This is a genomic window from Mycobacteroides immunogenum, from assembly GCF_001605725.1.
In the GTDB taxonomy this organism is placed as follows: domain Bacteria; phylum Actinomycetota; class Actinomycetes; order Mycobacteriales; family Mycobacteriaceae; genus Mycobacterium; species Mycobacterium immunogenum.
The window spans coordinates 278534-303206 of sequence record NZ_CP011530.1 but is presented as its reverse complement, the minus strand read 5'-3'; the positions used below and the strand labels follow the sequence as shown (position 1 = coordinate 303206).

Annotated in this window: 30 protein-coding genes and 1 pseudogene; 7 read left to right on the top strand and 24 right to left on the bottom strand. The window is 62.3% G+C overall.

The window, feature by feature from the left end; all coding sequences use genetic code 11:
• Positions 1 to 8 precede the first annotated feature (8 nt).
• Positions 9 to 302, top strand: coding sequence for a hypothetical protein (locus ABG82_RS28830; RefSeq protein ID WP_234708103.1), 294 nt, complete (start codon positions 9 to 11; stop codon positions 300 to 302).
• An 83-nt stretch (positions 303 to 385) separates the two neighbouring features.
• Positions 386 to 643: a hypothetical protein gene (locus tag ABG82_RS28825; RefSeq protein ID WP_131726384.1), complete on the top strand. Its 258-nt coding sequence runs from the start codon at positions 386 to 388 to the stop codon at positions 641 to 643.
• A 404-nt stretch (positions 644 to 1047) separates the two neighbouring features.
• Here the strand turns inward: ABG82_RS28825 and ABG82_RS01485 are convergent, their stop codons facing one another.
• The 15 genes from ABG82_RS01485 to ABG82_RS01415 form a co-directional block, all read right to left on the bottom strand.
• Entirely contained in the window at positions 1048 to 1527 is a 480-nt protein-coding gene (locus tag ABG82_RS01485) for a hypothetical protein (protein ID WP_052511118.1), read from the bottom strand.
• Entirely contained in the window at positions 1527 to 1733 is a 207-nt protein-coding gene (locus ABG82_RS01480) for a hypothetical protein (protein ID WP_054173166.1), read from the bottom strand. Before ABG82_RS01480 ends, ABG82_RS01485 begins: the two co-directional genes overlap by 1 nt.
• 197 nt (positions 1734 to 1930) lie before the next feature.
• Positions 1931 to 2413, bottom strand: a complete 483-nt coding sequence (locus tag ABG82_RS01475) for a hypothetical protein (RefSeq protein ID WP_043077339.1) — start codon at positions 2411 to 2413, stop codon at positions 1931 to 1933.
• A 56-nt stretch (positions 2414 to 2469) separates the two neighbouring features.
• Positions 2470 to 3042 carry a hypothetical protein gene (locus ABG82_RS01470; RefSeq protein WP_043077340.1) on the bottom strand — a complete coding sequence of 191 codons (573 nt, stop codon included), beginning with the start codon at positions 3040 to 3042 and terminating at the stop codon, positions 2470 to 2472.
• Positions 3039 to 3680, bottom strand: coding sequence for a hypothetical protein (locus ABG82_RS01465; protein ID WP_043077341.1), 642 nt, complete (start codon positions 3678 to 3680; stop codon positions 3039 to 3041). Before ABG82_RS01465 ends, ABG82_RS01470 begins: the two co-directional genes overlap by 4 nt.
• On the bottom strand, positions 3677 to 6001 hold the full coding sequence (locus ABG82_RS01460; protein WP_054175737.1) for a P-loop NTPase family protein: 2325 nt from the start codon (positions 5999 to 6001) through the stop codon (positions 3677 to 3679). The genes ABG82_RS01465 and ABG82_RS01460 overlap by 4 nt, the downstream gene beginning before the upstream one ends.
• The gene (locus ABG82_RS01455) at positions 5998 to 6330 is read right to left on the bottom strand and encodes a hypothetical protein (RefSeq protein ID WP_043077342.1); all 333 of its coding nucleotides are present in this window, start codon (positions 6328 to 6330) and stop codon (positions 5998 to 6000) included. The genes ABG82_RS01460 and ABG82_RS01455 overlap by 4 nt, the downstream gene beginning before the upstream one ends.
• Before the next feature lie 724 nt (positions 6331 to 7054).
• The gene (locus tag ABG82_RS01450; protein WP_043077343.1) at positions 7055 to 7933 is read right to left on the bottom strand and encodes a hypothetical protein; all 879 of its coding nucleotides are present in this window, start codon (positions 7931 to 7933) and stop codon (positions 7055 to 7057) included.
• 34 nt (positions 7934 to 7967) lie between these two features.
• Positions 7968 to 8240 carry a hypothetical protein gene (locus ABG82_RS01445; RefSeq protein ID WP_043077344.1) on the bottom strand — a complete coding sequence of 91 codons (273 nt, stop codon included), beginning with the start codon at positions 8238 to 8240 and terminating at the stop codon, positions 7968 to 7970.
• Between the two features lie 2 nt (positions 8241 to 8242).
• Positions 8243 to 10696, bottom strand: a complete 2454-nt coding sequence (locus ABG82_RS01440; protein WP_043077345.1) for a phage/plasmid primase, P4 family — start codon at positions 10694 to 10696, stop codon at positions 8243 to 8245.
• Positions 10696 to 11370: a hypothetical protein gene (locus tag ABG82_RS01435; RefSeq protein WP_043077346.1), complete on the bottom strand. Its 675-nt coding sequence runs from the start codon at positions 11368 to 11370 to the stop codon at positions 10696 to 10698. Before ABG82_RS01435 ends, ABG82_RS01440 begins: the two co-directional genes overlap by 1 nt.
• 74 nt (positions 11371 to 11444) lie before the next feature.
• Entirely contained in the window at positions 11445 to 11630 is a 186-nt protein-coding gene (locus ABG82_RS01430; RefSeq protein ID WP_043077347.1) for a helix-turn-helix domain-containing protein, read from the bottom strand.
• A gap of 909 nt (positions 11631 to 12539) precedes the next feature.
• Positions 12540 to 12980, bottom strand: a complete 441-nt coding sequence (locus tag ABG82_RS01425) for a hypothetical protein (protein WP_054431211.1) — start codon at positions 12978 to 12980, stop codon at positions 12540 to 12542.
• A 138-nt stretch (positions 12981 to 13118) separates the two neighbouring features.
• Complete coding sequence (locus ABG82_RS01420; RefSeq protein WP_131676246.1) at positions 13119 to 14348, bottom strand: hypothetical protein; 1230 nt, start codon at positions 14346 to 14348, stop codon at positions 13119 to 13121.
• A 352-nt stretch (positions 14349 to 14700) separates the two neighbouring features.
• The gene (locus ABG82_RS01415) at positions 14701 to 15417 is read right to left on the bottom strand and encodes an MT-A70 family methyltransferase (RefSeq protein WP_052510969.1); all 717 of its coding nucleotides are present in this window, start codon (positions 15415 to 15417) and stop codon (positions 14701 to 14703) included.
• A gap of 115 nt (positions 15418 to 15532) precedes the next feature.
• Here ABG82_RS01415 and ABG82_RS01410 point away from each other — a divergent pair, with 115 nt between their 5' ends.
• The 3 genes from ABG82_RS01410 to ABG82_RS28505 all read left to right on the top strand — a co-directional run bounded on the left by ABG82_RS01410 (position 15533) and on the right by ABG82_RS28505 (position 18636).
• A complete protein-coding gene (locus ABG82_RS01410; protein ID WP_043077350.1) occupies positions 15533 to 15835 on the top strand; it encodes a hypothetical protein in 303 nt (100 codons plus the stop codon).
• Positions 15836 to 15871: 36 nt separating this feature from the next.
• Positions 15872 to 17896: a Tox-REase-5 domain-containing protein gene (locus ABG82_RS01405; RefSeq protein ID WP_052510970.1), complete on the top strand. Its 2025-nt coding sequence runs from the start codon at positions 15872 to 15874 to the stop codon at positions 17894 to 17896.
• 224 nt (positions 17897 to 18120) lie between these two features.
• The gene (locus tag ABG82_RS28505; protein WP_234708004.1) at positions 18121 to 18636 is read left to right on the top strand and encodes a hypothetical protein; all 516 of its coding nucleotides are present in this window, start codon (positions 18121 to 18123) and stop codon (positions 18634 to 18636) included.
• Here ABG82_RS28505 and ABG82_RS28820 read toward each other — a convergent pair.
• The 9 genes and pseudogenes from ABG82_RS28820 to ABG82_RS01360 all read right to left on the bottom strand — a co-directional run bounded on the left by ABG82_RS28820 (position 18633) and on the right by ABG82_RS01360 (position 22883).
• Positions 18633 to 19247, bottom strand: coding sequence for a DNA adenine methylase (locus ABG82_RS28820; protein WP_234708009.1), 615 nt, complete (start codon positions 19245 to 19247; stop codon positions 18633 to 18635). The genes ABG82_RS28505 and ABG82_RS28820 overlap by 4 nt on opposite strands.
• Positions 19248 to 19397: 150 nt before the next feature.
• Positions 19398 to 19742, bottom strand: a pseudogene (locus tag ABG82_RS28815) (DNA adenine methylase); the annotation flags it as partial.
• Positions 19642 to 20010, bottom strand: coding sequence for a hypothetical protein (locus tag ABG82_RS01390; protein WP_043077352.1), 369 nt, complete (start codon positions 20008 to 20010; stop codon positions 19642 to 19644). The pseudogene ABG82_RS28815 and the gene ABG82_RS01390, both read right to left, overlap by 101 nt.
• 185 nt (positions 20011 to 20195) lie before the next feature.
• On the bottom strand, positions 20196 to 20504 hold the full coding sequence (locus tag ABG82_RS01385) for a hypothetical protein (RefSeq protein WP_043077353.1): 309 nt from the start codon (positions 20502 to 20504) through the stop codon (positions 20196 to 20198).
• A complete protein-coding gene (locus ABG82_RS01380; RefSeq protein WP_043077354.1) occupies positions 20504 to 21058 on the bottom strand; it encodes a recombinase family protein in 555 nt (184 codons plus the stop codon). Before ABG82_RS01380 ends, ABG82_RS01385 begins: the two co-directional genes overlap by 1 nt.
• A gap of 249 nt (positions 21059 to 21307) precedes the next feature.
• Positions 21308 to 21625, bottom strand: a complete 318-nt coding sequence (locus ABG82_RS01375) for a hypothetical protein (protein WP_234708005.1) — start codon at positions 21623 to 21625, stop codon at positions 21308 to 21310.
• Between the two features lie 112 nt (positions 21626 to 21737).
• Positions 21738 to 21929: a hypothetical protein gene (locus ABG82_RS01370; RefSeq protein WP_043077356.1), complete on the bottom strand. Its 192-nt coding sequence runs from the start codon at positions 21927 to 21929 to the stop codon at positions 21738 to 21740.
• A gap of 139 nt (positions 21930 to 22068) precedes the next feature.
• Positions 22069 to 22641, bottom strand: coding sequence for a hypothetical protein (locus tag ABG82_RS01365; RefSeq protein ID WP_131676249.1), 573 nt, complete (start codon positions 22639 to 22641; stop codon positions 22069 to 22071).
• Positions 22638 to 22883: a helix-turn-helix domain-containing protein gene (locus tag ABG82_RS01360; protein WP_043077358.1), complete on the bottom strand. Its 246-nt coding sequence runs from the start codon at positions 22881 to 22883 to the stop codon at positions 22638 to 22640. Before ABG82_RS01360 ends, ABG82_RS01365 begins: the two co-directional genes overlap by 4 nt.
• 128 nt (positions 22884 to 23011) lie before the next feature.
• Here ABG82_RS01360 and ABG82_RS01355 point away from each other — a divergent pair, with 128 nt between their 5' ends.
• Together ABG82_RS01355 and ABG82_RS01350 are read left to right on the top strand one after the other, a co-directional pair.
• Positions 23012 to 23434, top strand: coding sequence for a helix-turn-helix domain-containing protein (locus tag ABG82_RS01355; RefSeq protein WP_052510971.1), 423 nt, complete (start codon positions 23012 to 23014; stop codon positions 23432 to 23434).
• A 50-nt stretch (positions 23435 to 23484) separates the two neighbouring features.
• Complete coding sequence (locus ABG82_RS01350) at positions 23485 to 24660, top strand: tyrosine-type recombinase/integrase (protein WP_043077359.1); 1176 nt, start codon at positions 23485 to 23487, stop codon at positions 24658 to 24660.
• The last annotated feature ends 13 nt before the right edge of the window (positions 24661 to 24673 follow it).

The window sequence follows — 24673 nt, the reverse complement described above, 5'->3', positions numbered from 1 at the left end:
GTGCAGTGGTGCCGCTGACACCTGGCGTGAGCCCCGTGCTCACGGGAACGCTCGGTGTGATCGTGCTCGGAGCCGTGGGGAGTTGGTGGGCGGCGGCACTGGACACGGCGGTGGCGACCGACTCGGCGGCGGCAGCGGGGAGCCCATCGAGTGGGATGGATGGGATGCGCGGAAGACCAGCGGGTCTCGGGGGCTGGTGCTGCTCGGTGGGCTGGTGTGCTTGCGAGCTCGGCGTGGTCGTGTTCGGGGAGGAGGTGTGCGGGGCACTGGTGGTCGGGGTGCCCGTGGGGGTGCTCCCCTGACCGCCGATGAGATTGGCGAGCGTGGGGTTCACGCTGTGCGTCGGTGTGCTTGGAATACTTGTGGCACTTACCGATTCGGTGGGATGAGTGGTCGTGGCGCGGGGCATCTCGGGGAGCTGGTGAGGGGCGACCTGGGGCTGGTCACCCGTGATGCCCTGATGAACCGCTGCCTGCTCGACGGTGGGCGTCATCGGCGTCGAAGCCGCGCGGACATAAGTCGGCGTGTGGGAAGAGCCTGGGTCGCCGTGAAGGGAATGACCGATACTGTCGAGGTCTACGCCGAGATTGCTTGCGGCAGTACCGATGTCGCCACGATACTTGTCGATGAGGTCACTCGATGACGGAGTTGCGGGAGTACCTTGGAGTTCAGAGTCCAAGGCGTCGCGGATTTCGGATGTTCCCACCAACACGAGGGATACTATCCGTTTCTTCGCTTTCCGAATCTCACTAGCGGCATCGGTCATCCAACCGCTGATTGCCGTCCAGTCGCGGCTCTGACCGAGCAGTTGTGTTGCAAGGTGTGCGTAGGCACCGGAAACGGAATCCGCTGTCTGCCCCTGCATTCCCGTTTCGGTTTGACGAGAAGCCTCACCAGCCGATTCAGCTTGAGCACCCGCAGTGGTCGAGAGCGCATCAGCGTCCACCTCCGCTGTGCGGTAAGCAGACTCGCTCTCGGGGGGCCAGCTCTGCTGGAGAAGATCGTACGGGTCATCCTGCGGTTTCTGAACATCAGGCATGGGAGGCATTACGCACAACCTTCCGGGAAAGCTCCATCCAGGTCCGACGCGATGTCGTGCCCGTCGCGCAGCTCCTCACGAACGTGAGTTACCCACTCCACAAACATCTCCGACTGCTCCTTGGCACCAACACCAGGGTCGGAGATGAGGTCGGCGCGCGTCGCGGCGAGTTCCTGAGTCACCCAGCCGAGTTTCGTCCGCACCCATTCCTCGCTCGCGGGGCTCTTCACACCCGCAAGCTGCCGAGCGACGCTCGCCTTGTCGGGCAGTGAGAGCCCAGGCGGGACAGAGCCGTTGAAAACAATTGGGGGCTTCGGGCAGTCAGGCAGCGGCTCGGTCTGCCACACAGCGCTCACGTCCACCATCTCGTGAGCCGCCGAGGTGCTGATCGTGCTCGACAATGGGGCTGTGGGGGTGCTCGCTCCCGAGCACCCGATGGTGCTTGCTCCCACGCCGAACGTGAGGGCAAGCACCGCCAGGGATTTCATCACTTTCCGCTCTCCTTCGTGTAAATCCACCCTCGAACATCGACACCCCATGCCGCCGAGAGGGCATCCACAACGCACACGTTCTCGGTCGAGAGCGCCATGAACGCGCGGCTCCAGGGCTGGTCGGTCGGGATGCGGCTGTACGCAGCTCCTGGAACGTGCGCGGGAACTCCCTCACGGATGGCAGCCAGCACGACATCTTTCATGTCCGCGTACCGCGTAGGTGCCTTGGCTGCTTCGGTGGCGCAATCGTCAGGAACAGACCGCGTGTGTTCCCGGGGAGCGAGCCCAGGGCTCGCCGAATGACTACTGGGACTCGGACTCTGCGCAGGCGGCTCATGCTGCGCGGAGCACGCGGAACCGAGCAGAGCAACAGCCGTGATTCCCACAGCCAACTGGAGTTTCATCGTCCCTCACCCTTCAAGTAAGAAATGCGAAATCCCTCGGGGGCCTTGCCCTGGAGAGCCAGACCAGAGTCAGTCAGCTCCTGCTTGAGCGATGCGCGGCGCTGGGCGATGGCACCCTTGAAATCGGTCTCCACGCCACTCGGAGTGCTGATCTGCGCGTTGCCCTGGCGGACCAAAAGAGCGATGTCGCGCTTTCCCATGAAGGCTTTCATGCGCGCGTCGTAAACGATTTTCGCGGCCTGGTCGCCGTCCACACCCGGACGGTTCATGTTGAAGACAGCGCAAGCGTTGTCCTTGAGCCAGTTGTCCCCGATCAGGTTGTGGGGGTCGCTGGGACGAGGGATGTCCGCACAAGCCCGCTCAATGGGGAATGGCTGCGCCCCGGGCTGAGCCTCGGGCGTGCTGGCGTGCCCGCACGCGGCCAGACCGACCACCGCTGCGCTCGCTGCCACGGCTGCGAGGATCCTGTTCTTCTTCATGTTTTTCCTTTCTTCGACTGGTCGGTCAGATGTTGTATTTGTCTGGGTTGACGGGTCTACTTCCCGCCGAGCCTGTCCATCAAGCTCGTGCTCGGGGCGGGCTGCACGGGAACGCTCGGAGTCGGCTCGGGATACGGAATGGGCTCGGAAACAGGAGTTGTCGTGATCGCGGGATAAGTCAGCGAAGGCGCGTCGTCCTCGTCGTCATCCCAGTCGTCATCGTCATCGTCGTCGGCAGTGCGCAGTGCTGCGCGGGCGCTGCTGCCGTCGTCGAGTGTCGTGCCCCACCAAAGCAATCCACCGATGGCTCCAAGAGTTCCGAGAATCCAAACCCACCACGGGATTCCGCCTCCCTCGTTCTTGGTCGCGGGACTGGGCTTGGTCGTGGTTGTCGGTGTGACGGTCACGGTGTGCGTGGCAGTCGCCGGCGGTGTGTAGCTCGGCAAGTCCTGCTCCCAGTCCTGAATCACGTCGTAGCCAGGGTCGCCTGGGTAATACGTCGTGGGTTCGGCTTGCGCCACAGCGACGCTCGACCCCGTGGACTGCTCGGTTCCGAGTATCCCCAGTGGGATGGCGACCAGAACTGCGGCGACACCGACCGTCGCGCCAAACCTTTTGATAGTCATCATGCTGATACCTCCTGAAGAGAGTGCTTCTGGTGCCACTCGGCAGCTGAGACGGGCAGTGTCCACGTGGACGGGAGAACCATCGGACGCAGGTTCTTGAGCCGAGCATCCGTCACGTCGAGCCGCGTCTCGATGCCCGCAGCCAGGCACCCGGCGGCGGCGAGACCCACTGTTGACCAACGGAATTTGTCGTTCAGACCTTCGGCGTCGATGCCAGGGAATAGGTCTCGCACGGCGCGCTCGACCGCCTCTTGCCCCTTCTTCCCCGCCTGGAAATCTCCGAGAATCCACTTGTTCAAAGTCATCGGCGGCACCTCGGCCACTCGCACGTCGGTGTCCACGAGGCGTCTCATGATCTCGCCCGAAAGCATCATTCTGCGCGGGCCGGACGGGTCTTCGTGGATGGTGCCGCAGAGCGGTTTCATCATCACCACCAGGGTGGGGAGACCACCCCTCAACACTGAATCCAGCACGCCCTCCGCAGTCTTTACGGTGCGGTGGACAGTGGCCGCGACGCTACGGTTACTGTTCGCCGAGGGCGCGGGAAGCCACATGACGGCGGGAGTCGGCTCGCCCTCGACGATCAAGGCGATAGAGCAACCACTCGTCACTGGGTCGAGTGCAATCACGTATCGGGTCATAGGGAAATTCCTCCTGTTGACGGTCGCTTCGGCTTCTCGTCGGTCTCGGTCTCCTCGACCATTTCCGTTTCCTCGACCTGCTCGTCGGTCTCGACCGACTCGGCATCGGGCAACAATCCGAGTCGAATCGCCTCTTGCCGGACAGCCGCACGGCGCTCGTCGTCGGACATGGTGGTGATGTCGGCGGGAGCGCGAGTTGGGGGCGTGACACGGCTTTTGGCGTCGTGCGCCGAACCCACGTTCTGCCCTGAATCGCCCTCGTCATCGAACGACAGCGCCGTGCGGCGCGAGCTGTTCTCGCGCTTCCCTGCCCACTCTGGGCTCCACGGGTCGAAGCGCTCCATGCCCCGTTTCACGTTCCCGGCGCGGTCGGTCAGCGCCACGATGGGGGTGGCGAGAATCTCCTTGAGGTCGGTCTTCTCCCCAGGTGTTCCAGCCCAATCGGGTCCGTCCACACGCAGTCCGAGTCGCGGGGAAAGCCACGGAACGGACGCCGAGACGGGCTCCCAGCGTTCCCACAGTGCTCGGACTTCGGGGGTGGGCGGGGCGACCTTCTTATCCGCGTCGGGCGCAAGAGAAGTCGTCCCCGGAGACCACACGTAATAACTCTGGAACTCAGTCACGGTGCCTTCGAGCACTGCCATGCCGCGCCCGCGCTTCCCAGCGATCCTGTTGCCCACCAACTCGGCACGCTCGCGCGAACCACCAGGAAAAACGGCGGGATTGTTGTAGGTCTCGGCTTCGGGCTTACCCAGGCTGATGGTCAATCCGAGGTTCGCCTGCCAACTACCTGGCACCGCTCCCGCGCCCGTCTTCCTGATCGTCTGGGATAGCAGCACCACGTGCACACGGGCTTCGCGGCCCACTCGGAGAATCCAGTCGATGTCCGTCTCGAAGTCGCTGGTGGACTTGTACATGCTCGACAGAGCCAGCCAGGTCGCGCCCCACTCATCAAGAAACAAGACAATGGGCGGATAGTCGAAAGCTCGTGTTTCACCGCGCAGTTTGGCGGCGGCGGCTTCGTCGTAACGGCGCACGGCCTCGTCCTTGACCGCCCGCACCATCACGGCGGTCTGGGCGGCATCACCCGCGACCATCGCCACCCCGGGAAGGCGGGAAAGGGTCACGAAGTCCGTGACCTTGCCCGACGAGACGTAGCACGTGAACCCGCCCGCCGTGTCCTTGCCGGTGTTCGGGTCGCGGTACCCCGTGCGGAACATCTCGATGATGCTGCGCGCCCAGACACTCTTGCCCGCGCCCGTGCCACCGACCACAAGCACATGAGGGAAGTCTTCGACAGGGAACTTGATCGTCTTGCCACGCGCATCCACACCCAAAGTCCACGCCGCGCCCTCGTACCGACGAATGGCATCGGCGTTACTCGACGCCACGGTGGACGGAGGCTCAATGCAGACCGCTGCGGGAAACGATGACGGCGCGTCATCGAACATCATCCGAACACGACCGTCGCGGTCGGTCAGACGTAAATGGATGGAGTCCATGCCTACTGCGGCGAAACCGTTTCGGAGAAGGTCGAGGTGTGAAGACCAAGACTTCGCAGAAGCCTTGGGGCTGTGCGCAAACTCGATTTCCAACCCGTCCTGGGTCACTTCGACGCCAGAAATAGAGGGAACGTAGGTCGTCATGACTTTCCGTTCGACCGCTCCGTACCGACCTTGCAAGCTCTCCGTGCTCGCTTGCGAGTCAGCGATCCCCGCAGACTCGGCCAACCTCGCGAACCAGTCGTCATCCCTCAACTTGCCGAGAATTCCGTACCTGGCGGTCACGTCCCCGTGCCACAGCTCAGCCACTGTTCCCGCCCACGACAGGAACTCGGGGTCATCGAGTAGGGAGGCATCCAGCGAAGCAAAGACATCAGGAGCCGAATCGGTTTCAGTGATCCCACCACCAGGGCGCAGCACCGCGAGCGGGCCAGCATCCAAGCGCTGAACACCGAGCCGCGCCGCCAACGACGGTGAGCACGCGGCACGCCAATGCCACACGACCAGCCCGCCGGCCAGGTTGCGCGTCGCCCCGGTGTAGCGAGTTACGGGCTGACCGAGCAGCCTGCGCTCTTCCGCGCCGTAGCGCTTGGAGACCTCGCCCGCCGCGCGCTCGGCGTCGGCTTGTGCCCGCGCCATGACCGTCCGAACACGCTCGGCGGTGCGCTCACGCTCGCTGTCGGCGGCGTCCGAATCGCGCAACAGGTCACGGTGCTGCTGCTCGACCCTGCGCTGGTCTTGACGCCACATAAATTCGTCACGGGCACTTTGCTGGCGCGCGAGCGCGGCTCGGCGCGCAGCACGGTTCGAGCCGCTCATGCGAGCCACCGCGTTTCCTGGCTCAAGAACGTCATCGCGGCGCGGAGCGCGGACTGACCCTGCTCCTCCGCACCCTCCTGGGCGGCGCGAACCATGCGCGCCGCGTCGCGCTCGGCGTTAGAGATTTCCTCGCGGGAGTCATAGCGTGCCGCCGAGAGCTGTCCGGGGCGGGTGGGCATCGAGTACGAACGGGAACCACCCGAACTCCGAACGGAGAAGAAGGCGATGAGCCCAGCGGCGGCGAGCATGACCGCACCCCACAGGGGGTACTCGGAAAGGAGCGACAGCCCCGAAAGACCCAGCAGCCCAACCAAAATCCACTTGCCCACTCGGTCTCACCACCCACCCTCCAAAAGCCATGCTCACGGGCTGGGAGCGCTTGCGCGAGCAGTTCCGTGAGCTATTAGAATTCTAACTCCAGAAACTTTGCCCTGTCAACCCAATGTTTCACTTATTCCGGTGTCCACCAGCTTGTTCCGTTACTCTGACATTAACACCACCGTTTGCTATCGGTACATAAAGTGCCCGTGAGCTGGGGTTTCAGGGATGACGGGTGACACGAGAGGGCGCAAGAATGTGGTGTTTCCGCAGGTCAGATACCCTAGATGGCAATGAGGGTGGGAGTAAATCCGACGGAAAAGTCCAGGTCAGCGGGGGTTCTCGGTGACCAGAGTGTTGCCGCGAGTCGGCGGCGGCGGGCGGAGCCTGTCGTCGTCGGGGAGGCTCGGCGGGGACTGGAGATGGAGTGCGGCTTACGGCACGGGGATGCGAGCCGCCGAGTCCCGTTATGGGGCTTCAGGATTGGGCGGTCAGGGGTGCTTACGGGCGGGCTTCCAAGAGGGCTCGGGAGCGGGCGTGCGGGTGGGACTCGAATGTGTGGAAAAGGGGTTCCCTAGCAGGGCATATAGAGACACACTCGTGCCGAGAATCAAGGGTCCGAGAAATCTTACGGCCCGTCTTACGGGCCATCTTCCAGCTCGTCTTACGCCCCTTCTTACGCGCGGCCTTACGGAATCGGGGGTTCCGAGGGTTCGAGCGGGCGGGTAGAAGGGGTTAGGAAGCCACGGCGAGCTGGCTACGGCGCTGAGTCTCGGCCTCTGCCAGCACCTTGCTCACGACCGAATGGTGGACACCCAGCCGCTCCGAGATGACGTTCTTGCGGCTCTCTTCTGCCGAGAGTTCGAGGATCCTCACCACCGTGGCCACGGGCTGCCTCACAGCCTTGGACCCCACGATTTTCTCGGCCAGCGCGGTCACTTCGGGCGCGGGAGCCGCCGCGTCAGGAGTCACCTGCGGCGCGTTGGGTGGCGCGGTGCGCGGAGTAACGGGCGCGTCCGAGGTGGTGGGGCGCGGCGCGGTTGGCGCGGCGGTGGATGTGGTTGGGGTGGTCGGGCGCGGCGCGGTGGTGGGCGCGGGACGGTTGCTGAGCTGGGGTGATGCGGCGCGTTGGGGTTGCGCGCCGACTTTCATTCGGGCCGCGAGCGGGGATGTGAGCACGAGGCCGCGTGTCGCTCCGAACACGCTCAAGTCAATGACGATGGGCGCGAGTGCGGCGAGCGGCGCGGGCACTCCGAGCGCCTCGGTGAAGGAGAAGATGCCGTAGGCCGACCATCCAAAAGCACCCACGGTGACTCCCCAGACCACGACGGACAGGAGCTTGTCGGAGGTCTCGCTGCCGAGCATCCTGCTCAGCGTGGGGAGGCCGTGAACCGCCAACATCAACAAAGTGGGAGGTGCGGCAGCCCAGGCGATTGCGAGGAGTTGGGCTGTCCCCGGCGGGACGGTAAGCCAGGCATGCCCGATGTTTCCGCAAACACTCAAGAGTGTGGAGATGGTGAGCCATGCCCACAAGAATCGTCGGTCTGACCTGAGCGTAGCGGTGCTCGCCTGGGCCTCGGCTGCCTCGGCTTCGCGGCGGGTGAGGATGCTCATAGGAGCCAGTGTGGTTGGTGCTGAAGGGAATTGGCTAGTCACTTGGTGTCACGTCCCACTGTCGGCGCGCGGCCTGCTCGATGACCTCGCGCACCGCGAGCAGCGCCGCGTGAGTCACGATGTCCACCACGCGATCACCGTGCTGACAGGTGTACCGAGTGACCAGGGCGCGTACGGTGCGACCGACCGCCTGGCTCTCTTCGAGCATCTCCGGGGTGAGTTCGAAGTGCTCAGGCTCGATGGCGCTGAACATCAATCGAGTATTGAGGGAAAGCGGTGGAAGCTGCGGGTAGTCGTCGGTCGGCATGATCAGCTCCTCCAATACTTGTTCGTCGTCGCGGTCTTGCCGACGTACTTCCGTCGCGCGTCGGCCAACGGCCTCACGTTCCCGGTGGCGGTCTCGGCCACCGCGCCCGTCAAGGGCTCTGCAGGCTCGGTTCCCGGTGGCGTCCATCCGGGGAACAAGATTTCACGCAGAGACGCCGCGCTGTCGCCACTCGACCATTCCGACTGCGGACGAACGGCAATGTTCGTTACGTCCTTGCCTCCGGCGTCCTTGCGGTCGAGCCGCGCACCGGGAATCTGCTCCAGCCGCTTGAAGAACAGCGACTTACTCATGCCCTTTCCTTGTTCGTCCGTAGTCCAAGTCTGGAATGCATCGAAAAGATTTGTCTTCGTGGCGGCGACTGGAAAACTCGGCCACGTCGGCATCGAGATGTTCACGACGGTCGGGCCGAAGCGTCGGGCTGCGGCGTCGGTTCCCGTGGCGGCTTCCTTGGCTGCCTTGGTGGCTGTCTTGACGCCGACGACGCAGCAGGACGAGATGAATCGCGCCACCCTGTCGGACTCGGCGGCGAAGTGCGTCGTGATGGACGGGTGCACTGGGAGCCACTTGAATTCCCGTGCGATGTGCGCCTGCCGAGCGCGTGCCCAGCGGACAAGAATCCCCGGAAGCTCAGTAAGCAATTCGTCCTCGACGTTCGGATTCTCAAAGCCAAGGTAGGACTTGAGGAAAGCCGCTGGCACTACACGACTCAGGTAGCTTGTGCCCTCCGAGGCCGCGACCGTCGGCAAGTTGTTGCCACTCATCAAGAACAGAGAGTTGGCCCGAAAAGTCATCATCACGCCGTACTTTTTCGACGCGGTGATCGTGTCATCGCCAGTCACACGCTTGAACACGGACAGGTCTTGCACATAGTCGGATGGCATGTCAGGGCATATGTTGATCGGCTTCCCGAACACCTCGGCGGCGGCGAATCCCTCACCGGAGAGCTGTTGCAGGCTCACTCCACTCACCTTCGTGTCACCGCCGACCATCTCCTTGGCGATGCGGAGAACGGTGGACTTACCAGTACGGTTCGGCCCGAACACGAACAGCGCCTTGCTCGGGGTGCGGCCCTCGTCGAGGAACTGAGAAATGGACTCCTCGATAACACCGACCTGGAAATCGCCCACCCGGTCGGTCAGCCACTGTTCGTAGCGGAGGCACGTTGCGTCCGGGTTCCACCGGACAGGGAGCTGACGCAACGACATGTACTTCGGGGAATGTGGATGCAGCGTCAACGTGGACAGGTCGAGCATGCCGTCTCGGAGGTTCACGAATCCCTTGTACGGAGTCCTGTCCGGCAGCCGACGATTCAGCTCCTGGCACAAGCGGATGGCTTGCAACCTCACATTCGCCACGTGAGTCTGGGTCAATCGGTCACCCAAGTAGCGACCGACGACGGAATCGAATGCCAGCCGCTCGGTGTGGTAATAGCCGTTGCCGTACACGGCGAGCAGCTCATCGCCCGCCGCCAGCGCCACCGGGGTCGTAGAGCCCAGAATGTATCGGGCGAGCGTCTCGGGCTGGAACTGCCCGGACACGGCATCGAACCACACCGACCCGTCCAGCGGCTCACCCTGAATCTTGGGCAGCCCAGTGTTTTCGTCCACATCCAAGTTGTCCAAGTCCAGACCGTCACACGCCTTCTCAGCGATGGCAGCGCGGCGGCGTGCAACGTCCTGTGCGTCCGGAACGTGCTTCTGCTTGTCCGGGCGACGTGTCGCGGGCTTGGCCGCAGACTCCGAAATCAGGGCCTCGATGGCATCCGCACGATCCTCGACATCGAGAGTCGCCAGATAATCATCAATTCCCTCCTTGGCCCCACCTGGGCACAGCAAGAACCGCGTCTTGGCGAGTGGCCCAAGAGATTTCTTGAGCCACACGCCGGCGTCGTAGACCAGCCGATTCTCATTGGCGTCCGCGTCCAACAGGATGTAGACCTCGCGGCGCGTGACCAGCCTGCGCAGCTCGGGGGCGATCACCCATCCGCCCGTGGACCAGGCGGTGCACCCCGGAACACCGATGACCGTGTGAGTTTCGCCTACCGCACACGCGGTGGCATGGGACTGCTTGGTGCCCTCCACGATGATGACTGGTGAGTCATCCCCGGCGTCAGCGCGCACACCGTAGGTGGGTGCCCAACCCTTTTCCGCAAGGTATTTCGGCAGCTCCCCTGGGTCGTCCAAGCGGAGCTGCCAGCGCACCGTGCCCTGGAGGTCACGCCAACCGAACAGGATTCCACGCGCGGAGACCTCCTCGAAGTCGGTGACGTACGCGAACGGCTGCCGAGGCATCATGTCGAGGTCAAGCTGTTCGGTGACGCTGCGGATGAGGGTGTCCTCGCGGTCGAGATACTCATCGGTGAGCCCAGCGCTGTGCAGGTACTCACGGTGCGCTGCGGTCAACGGCTGGCCGGGAAGCTCGATGGTCTCGTTCATCAGTCCTCACTCTCGATGTCGGCGGGTGGGGTCGAAAGCGGTGTCAAGTCGATCGGCTCACCCGAAGCGACGGACTCCAGCACGAGGTCGCGCTGCCCTACCGGGAAGCCGATTTCGGTCAGCATGGCCGAGAGGGCGTCGGCGAAGCCGCGATGCTCGTCGGCGCGCAAGCTCAACGCCATCACGCGGATTTGGGCGATAGCCGCAGCCAAATCCGTGAGCTGCTGCTCGGCGTCCGGCGGGCGGAAAGCAGGAAGGTGGTCGCTCTCGAAACGGTCCACCGCAGCGCTCCACGCATCCTGAACCAGAGTGGTCAGGGTCTCGCGCAAGTACGGGTCAGCAGGGTCGATGGAGCCAATGACGCGCTGGATGTCAGCAGCGAGTTGCCGGGACGAACGACCCGTGCGTGGGTGCTCATCCAGGTACCCGGTGATGGGTTCGAGCGTCCCGGAAGTCTGGATGAGTTGGTGCAGTGGGCGAAGCCACTCATGGACATCCGCGAGGATGTCGAAAGCCAAACGTCCCCAGCTTGTTCGCGACTCCGGGGCGAGTGCCATTGGCAGTACCGGCAGCTCCAGGGCAAGGCTGCGCAGCTCTGGGCGGGGCGCGAACGCGAGCGTCGCCAAGGGGCTGATTCCCGCCGATTCAACTGTTACGCTTGAAGAGTCGAACATGGTTACTCCTTTTCGATGGCAGTCCCGACTTCCGTTTCCAGGCGGGTGAGGTCGGGACTGCTGTTTTTGTCGGTCTAAGCGGCGTTAGTGGGCAGGCTGTCCACGTACTCATCCAGTGCCGCTGTCGTGTACTTCCAGCGATTGCCATCGCGAACGGCTCGGATTGCGCCCGCACGCCGCAGGTCGTCCAGCCTCCGCACGGTCATATCTAGGTATCGGGCGGCACGCTCGCGGTCTCGCAGAGCCAGCACTTCGGTCATCGGACATCTCCCTTCTACAGGTTGCTAGTCGCACGGATTTCGCACGCTTCACGTAACCACACTGTGACTCGATATCCTCACGAAATCAACTGTTACGCATTGGAATACACCCATATTGGCGTATTCTTCACGACCCGAACACTCCCCCTGTTCGAGTTTGCTAAACTATACGACATCTCACGTCGGCACACGGCAAGAAGTGGTGTCCCCAGCGGCAAATACGCAGGTCAACGAGGTAAGCGAGGTCGAATGCCACGGGAACCCCTTGAAAGACACCAAAACCGAGGCTCTGCGCAGGTGTGCCGAGTGTTAACGCCTTGCGATGCAAGATAATCGAATGTGATTCCGGTCACACATGGGTATTACGGGTCGAAACCCGCCGCGCGTTCGTGGGCGCACGGCAGTCCCGTCCCCGGACGACCGAGCCCTGGAGCAGCCACGCATCACGGAAATCGAAACCCGAGGCTGGTCAGACCTGCCCGTGCGCCAGCCAGACCAAAAAACTGACAAAACTGACACTTTTTCTCTGATTTACATGTGGTCTGGAAATTCCCTCTTTTCGATTCACGGCGTGTCGTACGGCGTGTCGCATTCGAGAGAGGGAATTTCCACAGTGTGTGTAACCCGACCCAAAACTGTCAGTTTTGTCAGACTGCCCGCTGACCTGCGGAAACAGGGCACCGTGGTGGGGTGGGGGGCGCAGCAAGGTTGTCAGCTCTGGTCACCCGGCCGCTGATCATCGCGGGGACTGCGAGCACAAAGCTCCGCGACCTGCGGATTCACCGCACACGCCCGTATGTGTTCCAGGGGTCAGCTCAAGTCCCCGCAGAACTGTCAGGTTTGTCAGTTTCCGCCCACGATGCTCTCTGAGCTGGGGATGTCGAGTCCCCCATGTCCTTGGATTGGACGCTATCGGGGGCTGGGGAGTGACTTGTTCGTGTAGACCACCGTGAAGCACAGGTTGAGATCGTGACCGGTCACACCAGAGTCACTATCGATGGCAGCGTGCAGACTCGGTGTCGGAATGGGAACCTCGGCAACTGTCTGCGACGGCAGTTGCTTGAGTTTGCGTGCTTGATCGTCGCGGTCAATAGCCGATTGGACGCGCACAGCGGCGAGATTGCGCTCGACCACGCTGGCGAAGCAGCGTGAAACTGCCTGCTCCCAGGTGTATCCACCGCTCTTCCTGCTGTCCAAGTCCACCTTGTCCTGATAGTCCTGCGCCATGTAATCGACCAATGGAGGACTCGACCAGAAGGGATCTTTGAAATCGACATATGACGGGTCTTTCCCGGAATCACACGCCACGCTTCCCAACCCGACCAGCACAAGCGCGGTTATTCCAGCCACCGTCCGCGCCGTAACGCGCATATCCAACATCAGATCCCTCCCGATTCCAGGGACTCTTGTCACGTCCCCGCCTGCACAGGACGCTACCGACCAGACCACCCCAGGTGTGCGTCATCGCTCTCGGCGCGCCGAGAGCGCTCATTTGTCGGACACGGATTCTTGCGGACATTCCTGCATCGGCACTGTCTTCATATCCGCAACACTGTGAACGCTGTCGGTTCGCACGATCTGCTCCCCTTCGCCGTCAACGAGCACGTACCCCCGCGCTGGGGCTGATTCACCGATTTTCAGGCACTGATGCGAAACCCAAGGCGTCGAGCTGACAGCAGCCGCGATGACAACGAAAAGAACAACACAGGAGAGTGCAAGAAGGATTGCATCGCTCAAATGCCGAAAGTTGGAATTGTCTTCCACGGACGCAGCGCCATCCCAAGCGTATACAATGCGTATTTTTCCGCCTACCCTTACAGCAAGCACATTAGCGCTATTCTCCGTTTCGTATTCTTCCGCTACCTCCGACATCAGCCGATAGTTAGGCAGCAGAGGAACACGGCGTCCTGCACTACCAATTTCGTCCGAAAGTTTCACCCGCTCCAAGGCGATTTGCATGGAAAGTTCAAAGGTATCTATATACCTGTAACCGCTTATATTATCGGAGCGCATCAGCACGTACGGAATAGGGGAATAGGCAGTAGCTGAGACCAAATTATCAACCCGATACGAGGAGTCCACCACTGGCAGCTCAGGGTAACCAGCTTCGAGCGCGAACTTCCACAGCGCAACCCCTGAAACCCCATCAGATTTATTCTTCAACCATCCCAAGAGCAGTCCAGTGAAGAGTGTTCCGCCCGCAACAACAACTCCATCAAGATCCCTGACTGCCACGTAGGCAATACCTATAACAGCTACCAGAATAAATGGAACGAACAGCGACAACAAAGCACCCATATCGTCGACAGTATGAAGTAAGAAACGCCTACCACGTTCGCGCTCAGCTCGACTGGAGGCATAGAAAAACCGACATGATGATGGGATAAAGAACACCATGGAAAAGGCCACTACATAGCCGCTATACGGAAGCCACCCATAAAACGAGCCCACCACCACATGAAGCCAATTACCCAAATCCAGATGTGTGACTATCAACCACGAGTCATCTATCCTCCAATGCGCCACTGAACAGACTCTGAGTACCAACAACGACGGAACGACAGCGCCCACCATAAACTTCAAGCGATGCCAAGGGCGTCGCCCCCAACCCCACTCTTCAAGTGCACGACGGAATCCCACCACGTCATCGCGCAAAGCCCCACCACTGAAGACTGGTACGGCCTCTTTGCCTGAATCCCCTATTCCATCCTCTGACATGCGCCCTGTCCGACTCCTCGCTCAGCTTGGCTAGGAGCCTAACCAGCACTCCCGACAACCCGATCCACACGCCCAACCCCGGACATCCCCGTACAACCACCCTCTAAAACACCAGGTCACACCCCATTTCCCCCACGGCGCACACGGTGTCCGGCGTCCGGGTGCTGCTCACCGAGCACGAAGAGCCCGCTGAGCAGGCATTGTCGAGTCCCCACGGGGCAAAAGTGCTGGTCAGCGGGGCTCTTGGCGGGACGGGTGTCCGGGGATGCCCCGGACTCTCGATGACGAGACGCGAGGCTGCTACCAGCCTTGTCGAGTCCCCTCAGCTCCCCCAACAGTGCACTCATACCTTTCAGTGCCCCTCGGCCATCTGGCGTTCCCGCCATGCCGCTGTTCGGCAGGCGGGGCTGCACCAGGTACCGACCGGTCCTCTGCGCGGCTTGGGAACACTCTTCCCACAGCGCCCGCAGAGCACTCCAAAACCCGTCACGAAACCATTGGAAAACTCGTCACAAAACACCCCTGATTGGTTACCCCAGACATCCCATCCGAGCCGACATTTCGAGCAAGTGCATTCCTGCAGGCCCTTCGTTTTCAGGCATCGCGAGAACACCTCCAGGTACGGCCCGGGAGACAGGCGCTGCACAAGATCAAGGAATTCAGGCGGCTTCTGCGAGTGGGCACGTCGCGGGGCCGTGAAATGCCCGCGCACACTGCGACTCAGCGTCGGCAGGGAGCCACGTACACCGAAGAGCGCTGCTTCGGTGGCGTTGCGCACATAATGACCCAGGCCCATTTGCGGTTTCACCCACGTGAGCAGCGTTTTGTACTCAAAGCCCCATGCTTCCATCACCTCGAACGCTTCCCGCAGGTGCGCATTGGTGGACCACAGATACAGATGTGCGTCGCGGGCAGCGCTATCCCGAACCACCGAAAGCTCACACAACTGCTCCACAGTCATTGTGCTGTAATGGTTCTCGGCGGCACCACGCGATTTCGTGTAATCGAAATGCCACGGAGGATCAGCCACCACACACCGGAAGCCACCAGAGGTCTCGGGAAGGTCCATCTGACCAGTTTTCACCGGGGTAATCCCGCCGGTGAGCAGGACACGCTCGGAGTGGTGTCCCCTCCCAGCTCAGGGTAATGTCACGTCCCGTAGCTAACACGTGAGGGGACTTTGGGTGGGTGATCCGATCAAGCTCGATTTGGAGGCGCTGGGCCGTTTGCGGCCTCAAATCGAATCGCTGGTGGACAGAATCAAGTCCGAAACCCCCACAGCGAGTTCGAGCGCGGGCGCTGACCCAGCGTTGGCCGCTTTGCAGGATCTGACGGGCCGCGCCCTGCCGAACGTGCAAAAGATCGTGACCGGGTTCATGGGCAACTTCGCCGAGGTCGAGGAAGCGGGTCGGCGCGGATTCATCGCCACCGAGGAGCACGGCGCGGCACTGTTTCGCGTCATGCCTGACCTGCACCGCCAGGCATAGGCAGGGGTTACCGGGGTGGGGCCTACTGCGTCGCGGATGCTCGCGACCGATGTGAACTCATACCGGGAAGCACTCGACCCCGCCGCCAAGCTGATGGCGCAGCTCGAAGACCGCACCCACGACTTCAAGGGCTATGTAGAGCGTCCGGGCGGCTCAACGTGGAGCGGCCTATGGGCGAGCGCCTCACAGGAGAAAGCGGACGGTGCGTGGCGCACTGTCGTGCACGCCCGCGACGCGATGGACGAATCGGCTCGGGCGATGCTCAACACCATCGACTACGACATCATCCCGCCCCTCAACAACGCCAAAGCGATCCTGAACAACGTCCACGGCCAACCCGGCGTGACAGTCAACGACGCCGAATGCACGCTCAGCTACACCGCGCCCGAGGGGATGAGCAAGGAACTGGCCGACAAGAACGCCAAGATCGTCGCGGACGCTTCCCGCGAGTTGAAGGACTCAGCCACCAAGTGGTGGGCGGGCGTCGAGAAGCTCAAAGGCCAGGCCGACGCAGCCGGGAACACGGTCGCTGGTCAATTCAACCTGGCCGCTGCGATGTTCAACGTCAACAAGGCCGTCGCAGACACCAAACCCAAAGACGTTCCCGCCGCGACGCCGGACGACAACTTCTACAAGGACTGGTACCCCAAAGCCACCCCCGCCAGCACCGAGGCTGCTGCCGCGACCGCCCCAGTCAATCCGAACGCCCCGGTCCTGGGGCCACCCACACCGGAGAAATCCGTTGACCCGAGCAAGTTGGGCAGCATCGGTGGCACGGTCGATTACCTCAACAAGAATGCAACGCCCCCAGCCCCGTCGAAGCCCGAACCACCGAAGAAAGGCTTCCTGGACGGCTGGGTTGACGCCGCTAAACAGAAGGCCGAAGGCATCGTTGACCATGCGGGCGACATGATCGGCCTGCACGGCAGCGAGAAGTTCAAGGACGCCTGGATTGACACCGGCATCGGCCTAGCCAAAGACGCGCTTGACGAAGCCACCGGTAACCCCGGACACGTCCCCTCAGCACTCGACCAAACCATCGACGCCTACAACAAGGCCGAGTACGCCAAAACGCACGGCGGCTCAGCGGCCTCTTTAGCCGGAGCGGGACTCTTCGACATACAGGCCAAAAGCGCCGAAGCCACGGCGGCAATCGCCACGGGCGGCACTGGACGCTTCCTGGAACGCGGGGTGGTCGAGGGTGCGCTTGGGGCCGAGGGGCGAGCCGCCCTGCACGAGGGCATACCCACCCTCGACAACACACTGCACAACACCGTCAAAGGCTTCCTCAACGACGCCCTACACCCCGAAACCCCAGCAGCACCCCACATCGAGACACCGGCGGTGCCACGCGCTGAGATTCCCACAGCACCACATGTCGAGGAACCAGCGGTATCGCACGCCGAACCGCCAAGCGGCGGTGGACATGTGGGTGAGGACGCGCCAGGACACCACGCTCCACCCGCAGTCGAGCACTCAGCGCCTCATGTTGACCACAGCCCGTCTCCATCACCGCCTTCAGTTGTCGAGCATCCAGCGGACACCTTCGACCCACACCAGGGACGGCACTACACCTCGGGTGACCCGCACTATCCAGGGGGCTGGCCACCGGGCACACCGGAATCGACCTGGGCGAAGGGAGACACCGACCCTGGCTGGCATCACATCAACCGAGGCGAACGCCCTTGGATGCCCTACCAAGAACAGATTTCTGGAGCCGAACGGCTCCCTGACGGGCGAATCCCCGAATACGCCCAACTCAACCCCGACACCGGCAAGATGGTCAACTTCGACGGGCACACCTACCGTGGCGACCAAGAAGTCTTCCTCGACGCCAAAGACGGCTACGCCAAGCTAGCCACCGAACCGGGCAAGCCATGGACGAACGGGATGACTGACGGACTGCTCAAAGAAGTCGAAAGCCAACTTGGAGCCTTACCTGACGGTGCCCGCCTGGAGATACATGTCTCAGACCCCACGGGCGCGGCGGCAATCCGAAAGCTGCTCAGTGACAACTTCATTTACGGAGCCCAGGTCATCTACACACCGAAGGCACCATGATGACTACGGTTGGAGATATGAGCGTGAGTTCTGAGGTTCGTACGGCTTGGTCTGACAGCCCCTCGCTGCATTCAGTCTGGCTCGCTACGAGCGAGTCTCCGGAATGGATTGCTGCTCGCACAGATGCGCTGCTAAACGCTCTTAGCCACGTCTTCGGAGTCAATTCGTGGCAGACCTACAAAGGTGACAGCTGGGAAGGCTCACCCGAGACGCTCGCTGACATCGTGCGTCGTTTTATCGTGCGCGACCGTCCCACCGCCGACGATCCTGACGGTGAAGCAATACCCGAAAGCGGCTACTCGTTCATCATCTCGGGTGTTGGGCAAGGCATACAACTGGACGTGCGAGTCTCAGCGGGCTCCAAGGCACTTGGATCCCGTCTGCCCATGCACACTCTCTGGATACGGCTACGGGACATTGCACCAGCACTTCTCACTACCGAGATGTGCGATGACCTCTGCGCGGCGGTGATTCGTTCGTGGGAACCCGCGACAGCGGTGTTCTCGGATGACCCCGTGCGGCAGCTAGCACGTCGTGGCAACTGGAAAATCGGTGTTGGGTATCGCACGTGGATCAGCGCCGAGGTGGGCACGGTGACGCACCTCGTGGACACTTTGACCGCCACCGAGCTGGCGGGTGGCACGCTGATTTCCGCCCCGGACGACTGGCCCGCCACGCGCGTCGTGGAGTCCGTGACAGCGACTCTGCGCGAAAACGGACTCGACGAAGTTCCGCACTAGCCAGTGGCTTCGTCGTCCTCGACCGGCGCACCCTCGACATCACGTCGAGCACGCCAGCCGCGCGACTTGCACCCATCCGAACACCACGTCTTCCGCCGTCCCCTTTTGGGCTGTCGAATGATGCTCAAACAGCCAGGACACCGACTGTCCATTTCGTGTCGCATACCCTCCTCGTGACACGAAATAGACTCCTCGCCCAGTCCTTCCAGCGGCCTGTTGCTCCACACGATTTCCGTCCGCCGACCGTCCCCCGACCCTTGCGACGTGATCATCGGAATTTTCCACCGATACCAATCCCCGAGCATCGAGTCGTACAGCGCCGAGCTGTACCCGCTCACGACAACACTCGCATCACACGACAAGCACGCCTCCAACAACTCGCGATGAGCCCTATCACTTCTCATCTCAACTCTGTACTCCCCGCCGCGCCGAATCCCCCTGTCCACCACGTAAGGCGGGTCAACGTAGAGCAAGTTCTCCCTGCTGCTCCCGTACGCCTCGACCATCTCGACAGCAGGACGGCACTCCAAGCTCACTCGCTGAATCCTCTTGGCAGCCTTACTAATTCGACCAGCGTACCTCTGCAACACCACGGGCATCGGAGTGGACACGGGCCGCAAATCATGCCGCCACCCCGTACGTGTCAAACTTCCCGAGCGCCCCTGAGTTAGCGCCACGAACACCAGCCGCGCAATCTCCAACTCATCCAATTCGCTCGTAATCTCTTGTGCCAGTGTCCGTTCCGACCGACTGTGCGGAGTCAGGGAACACACTCTCTCCAGGTCGTCAGGACGGTCACGCAACACCCGCCAAAAGGTCATCAGGTGGCCGTCCAGGTCGTTCACGGTCTCCTGCCTGCTCGGCTTCTTAGCCAGCAGGAGAGCCAGGGAACCACCACAGACCTCCACATAGTGTTTATGCGCGGGTAACACCGACGCCAGGCGCGGGGACAGCCAGGCTTTCCCTCCGAAATAGGGCACTGGGGAGCGCGTCACCTGGCCGATGTTACCGGGAAGTGCTGGTGTTACTGGGATTTCCGCAGTCGCAGTCCACCTCACGCTCACCAGCCGTCTTGTGTCGATGACACACCACGAACCACTGCACATCCTCGCGCTCGACCCGTGGCATGATCTCCAGGCACCGCTCCCACTCGGCCACCTGCTCAACAGGAATCACATGAATTTGGCAATCAGGGTGGTATTCCCAACCAGAGTCCAGCTCCCCCTCGGGCTCGTCCTCCCAGCACCCCTCGGGAAGCTCGACACCCGGCGGTGCCCACCGCATCGAGTCCGTCCACGGGTACTGCCAATCGTCCGTGCCCTCGTCATCGGGCTCATCAAGCACCGCGTCGATGCGGGAAATCAGGTCATCCATGGGTCACCGTTTCCGGTCGAAAACGTACGGAAACTCGCCACCGTGTGACGGGTTTCCAGCACACCCTGTAACGGGTTTTCCCGTCCCCGCACTCTCCCAGCATCCCGCTCTGCTCGGACGACCCCAAGGGCTCCGCCCTCGGAGCCGCCCTCGCGCGGAACACCCTGATCTGCGCGCACACGGGCTCACCTGGCCCGTCGTTCACCCTCGGACACCACTGAGTCCCACTGTCGGCGAACGTGTTCGGGTATCCCAGCGCCCGGATACTTGTCACGCACGACTGCCAGCACGATGTTGCGCATCCCGTCAAAGCGCGCGAGTTCGCGCCGCAGTTCAGCCTTGCTAAATGCACGACGACCGTCACCAACAACGGTGAATCGCACCTGCTGCTCCAGGTAACCCGCGTGAATCAATAACACACGGTACAGGTCTCGCAGGCTGAATTCCGGTCGGTCATCGAGTTCGTCGGCGGCGTGAGTATCTGGTCTATTCATCAACCCGTCTCCCCGAGCATCCGATACAGTGTGCTCCGCCCTACACCCAGCGTCCGAGCCACGTCACCGACCCGATGACCCGCCCCGACAAGGGTTTTCGCCTGCTCGACCTGTCCCGCTGACATCGCCGCTGGTCGCCCAATCTTGGCTCCCCGCAGGCGAGCTGCCGCCAGCCCCGCTTGCGTGCGCTCGATAATCAGACTCCGCTCGAACTCCGCCAGCGCCCCGAACACGCTCAAGATGAGCCGCCCGCTAGCCGAGGAGGTGTCGATGCTCTCGGTGAGCGAGCGGAGGTGAATCCCCCTGGTGGACAGGCTCTCCACAAGTTCCAGGAGGTTCTTGAGCGACCTGGCTAGACGGTCAAGCCGCCAGACGACAAGAGTGTCACCCGAACGCAACATCGCCAGACACCTGTCGAGTTCGGGACGGGAGGACACGGAGCCGCTGATCCCCTCGTCGGTGAATACCTTCTCGACGCCAGCGGACTGTAGAGCATCGAGCTGGAGCCCTGTGGACTGCTCGGCGGTGGAAACCCGTGCGTAACCAATTAACATGTCTGCTCCGTATGCTCCGCACTCGCTCGCCTCGCCTGCGGCTCGGCTCCCGTCTCTGAACCCTCCGAACCCCGACTTATGGGAATCACTCTGTGGGACAAAGTTTCGAGACCGTGAATGTCATGGTCGGCGTAACACGACCTCTCGAATCCGAGTCGTCCCAAAGGTGTTCGGTTTTGAGACAGGGCGAGACTGGCGTACAAGCTGACGATGACCAGGCGCTCGATAGAGGTCAGGGGAGCCTCGATGTCACTCGTCATTGGTCGTCTCCTCAATAAACTTGTTCACGAGCCTCGCCCACACCCAGCGCAACTCGCCCGTAGCAGCTTCCCGTACGGCGTCGGCACACATGCCCAGCACGGGATCCCTGCTGTCGGTGGTGTGACGGGACTGGATGACCTTGGCAGCACCAACTACACGAGACCACCCGAGGCTCAGTTCCGCCCACTGCGCGGGATGGTCGCTGGCCGAGCACCGCTGGGCATCGGGGCCACGGGCGTGTTGCGGTTCATCGAACAGCTCGGCGAGAGCCATCAGATGACTTCGAAGCGTTGGGTTTTCGGACATGACTCGACGCTAGAGGCACTGGGAGACATGGGCAATCGCGATGGGCGCACGTCCCCCAGACATGAAGAAACCCCCGGAGAAAAGTGGGCTCCGGGGTTTCTAATGGACGGACTTACAGGGGCTGAATGCTGTACTCGACTCCCATCTCATCGAGCACCTCGGTCAGCTTGCCGCGCTTATCGGCACAGGCAGGTCGTCCAGCGCCGCCTAGGCGCTTGGGTACCCATGGCGCGGTGGGGTACCAGTCCTCCGCGTCGAGCGGCTTCCCACACACCTCGCACGTGTTATCATCTTTCTCGGTCATCTCGTTCCTTTCTCGCTGAGCCCCGCCGCTGCAACGGCGGGGTTTTCTCTTGTGCGCCAACATTTTTCGGCGCATCGTGGGTGCCGAGGTCGCGAGCCCCGTGTGCCGCACTCTGTGACGAGTCGGCAACACCCCGTCCTCAATCGCAAAGACGGCCGCAAGTCCACCCCACGTACTCGTCGTCGTCCTCCAATCTGTGTGCATACCAAACGCTTTGTTCCCTCATGGATGGGGTCGCGTGCCAACTGTTTTGTCCTATCGTGGATGGAGTCACGCGCCGCACCATCTCCGACACCACCAGTTCGGGCAGTTCGATTCCGGCCACGCTGCGTGCCATCTTGGTCGCCCACTGCGCCGGGTACCCACGCCGCAGCAGCTCCTCCACGCGAGTGACTGTCGCCACCGCGTCGTCCACAAGTTCCTGGACATCCGTTCTGAAGGCCCGATCGTCACACGGAAGGTAGGTCAGCGAGTCCGCGAGCACGACCATCGCCGCAAGAGTGTCCAGCCGGACGAGGGTGAGCGTGGCCTCGTGCTGCGCCCACCACCGCAGCGGTTCCCCCAGCGCCCACCCGTAGCGCGTGCGCGTGCGCTTGTGCCGCAGGGCCGCTCGCAGGTGCTCTGGGGTGAGTTCCGCGAGCAGCTCCTCATCACCGACGCATGGCCCGACCGTCAGCAACTTCTCCACGCGGGTCATCGCAAGCGCCATCACGCCGCCTCCCCAAGGTGCAGCAGCTCACGCACCGGGGCGCTCGGGATAATCCAGCGCTGCCCGATCCGTGCGCTCGGCACGGGCAGGTCACCCCGGGTCGCAGCGCGTTGCAGGGTGGACACATGCACACCCGTCAGCACCGCCAGGTCAGCGAGGTCAATCGCTGGCTGTCCGATGACTCGCGCTGTCGCGTCCTCGACTGTGGGGTGCTTGACCAGCGCTTTCACCTTCCCTTGCTTCATCTTCTACTCCCTTTCCGCTCAAATTCGTGAACTGTATTTCAGAGCATACCGCAATTTATACACGTCAGTATGGCTGATGCACACTCAACGACATGGAATTTTCCGGAGCGACTGGTACTGTCTTCTGCATGCATGAACGGCACACGGCGGCAGTGGTCAGCGCGAATCTCAAGAGGTTGCGGACTGTCTTGGGCGTCTCGTCGCGGTCGCTGGCTCAGAGCATGAACGAACTTGGCGCTCCCATGTCCAGCTCGGGAATCACTGACATCGAGTCTGGCAGGCGTGGAGTCAGCGTTGACCAGTTGACTTGCATCGCAGCAGCTCTCGGCGTCTCGCCCATCACACTCCTGACCCCCTGGGTCGCGGATGGCGATGCGGATCCTGACCCCGGTGCGGAGGCGATGCTGTCGGGCACGAGCCCCGAGCGCGCAGAAGACATCTATCTCTGGCTGCGCGGCGACAGATCACTGACTGACGAACTGCTCGATGACTTCGAGCGGGAAGCCTTCCGTCGGCAAGTAAACCCGCCATGGACGTGGAGGAAGAAATAGTGGCCGGGCGTCCACCATTGCCCATAGGAAGTCACGGAGACATCTACACGATGCCCCTCCGTTCCGGTGTGTACCAAGCCGAAACTCGGTTCCGAGACAAAGACGGGACGACCCGAAAAGTCCGTGCCAATGGCGCGACGGAGGCGAAAGCCAAAGCGGCACTTCGGGAGAAGATTCTCAACCGCAAGCGCGCTGGTACCGCCGACGAGCTGACCGTCGAGTCCCCGCTGAGTGCCCTTGTGGCGAAGTGGCTGGAGACCCTGGAGCCGAAACGGCGCAGCGTCACGGACACACGCGCAGGAAGTCTCGCTGACGACACCGTGGACACTTACATAGACGTGGCGCGGAAGGTGCTCATCCCCGGTATTGGTGCTGTTCGTCTTCGTGAGATGAGCACCCAACGCGCAGACGGGTATTTGTCCGGGGTCGTTGCTCGCAAGCGGCACGTGCGGACAGTGCTGATGCAGTCCTGTGCTCTCGGCGTCCGTTGGGGGCTCATGGAGTACAACCCAGTTCGCGAGACGGAGACGCCGCCACGTTCGCCGTCCGACAAGCGCACGCTCACTCCGGAAGACGTGCGGGAGCTGATGACACGCACCCAGTCATGGCAGGCACGCAAACCCGGCAAGGGCGGGCCGCAGCGCGGCGTGGACATGGTGGAGATCGTCGCCCTGCTCATGGCGACCGGCGAGCGCACCGGGGAGATTCTGGCCGTCCAGTGGGCCGACATCGAACACCTGGACGACGAGACGCAACCAGTAGCGGTGACCATCGCAGGAACTATCGATAAGAAGGGCCAACGCCAACCGCTACCGAAGTCCGAACACGGCTACCGCCGCCTGCTCCTCCCCGAATACGGGCGGCAGGCACTCCTCGCCCAGCGCGGGCGGGGTCTGCCGTTCGAGTTGGTGTTCCCGAGTCGCAATGGCACCGCGCGGTGGAAGAACAACGTCAACCGGAGCTGGCGCGAGATCAGAGGCGACGACTACTCCTGGGTCACACCACGCACCTTCCGCAAGACGGCTGGCACGGCCATCGAGCGTGAGTTCGGGGCCGAAGCCGCCGCCGCCCAGCTCGGTCATTCCTCACCGGACATCACCCGCAAGCACTACATCGACCGCGCTATTTCCGCCCCGGACAACACCGCCGCCCTGGACGCCTTCAATCCATTTGCGCCCAATAAGCGCCCATCCAAGCCGAATTTGAGAGTGGTGGGCGAGAACTAAAACGCTCTGACCT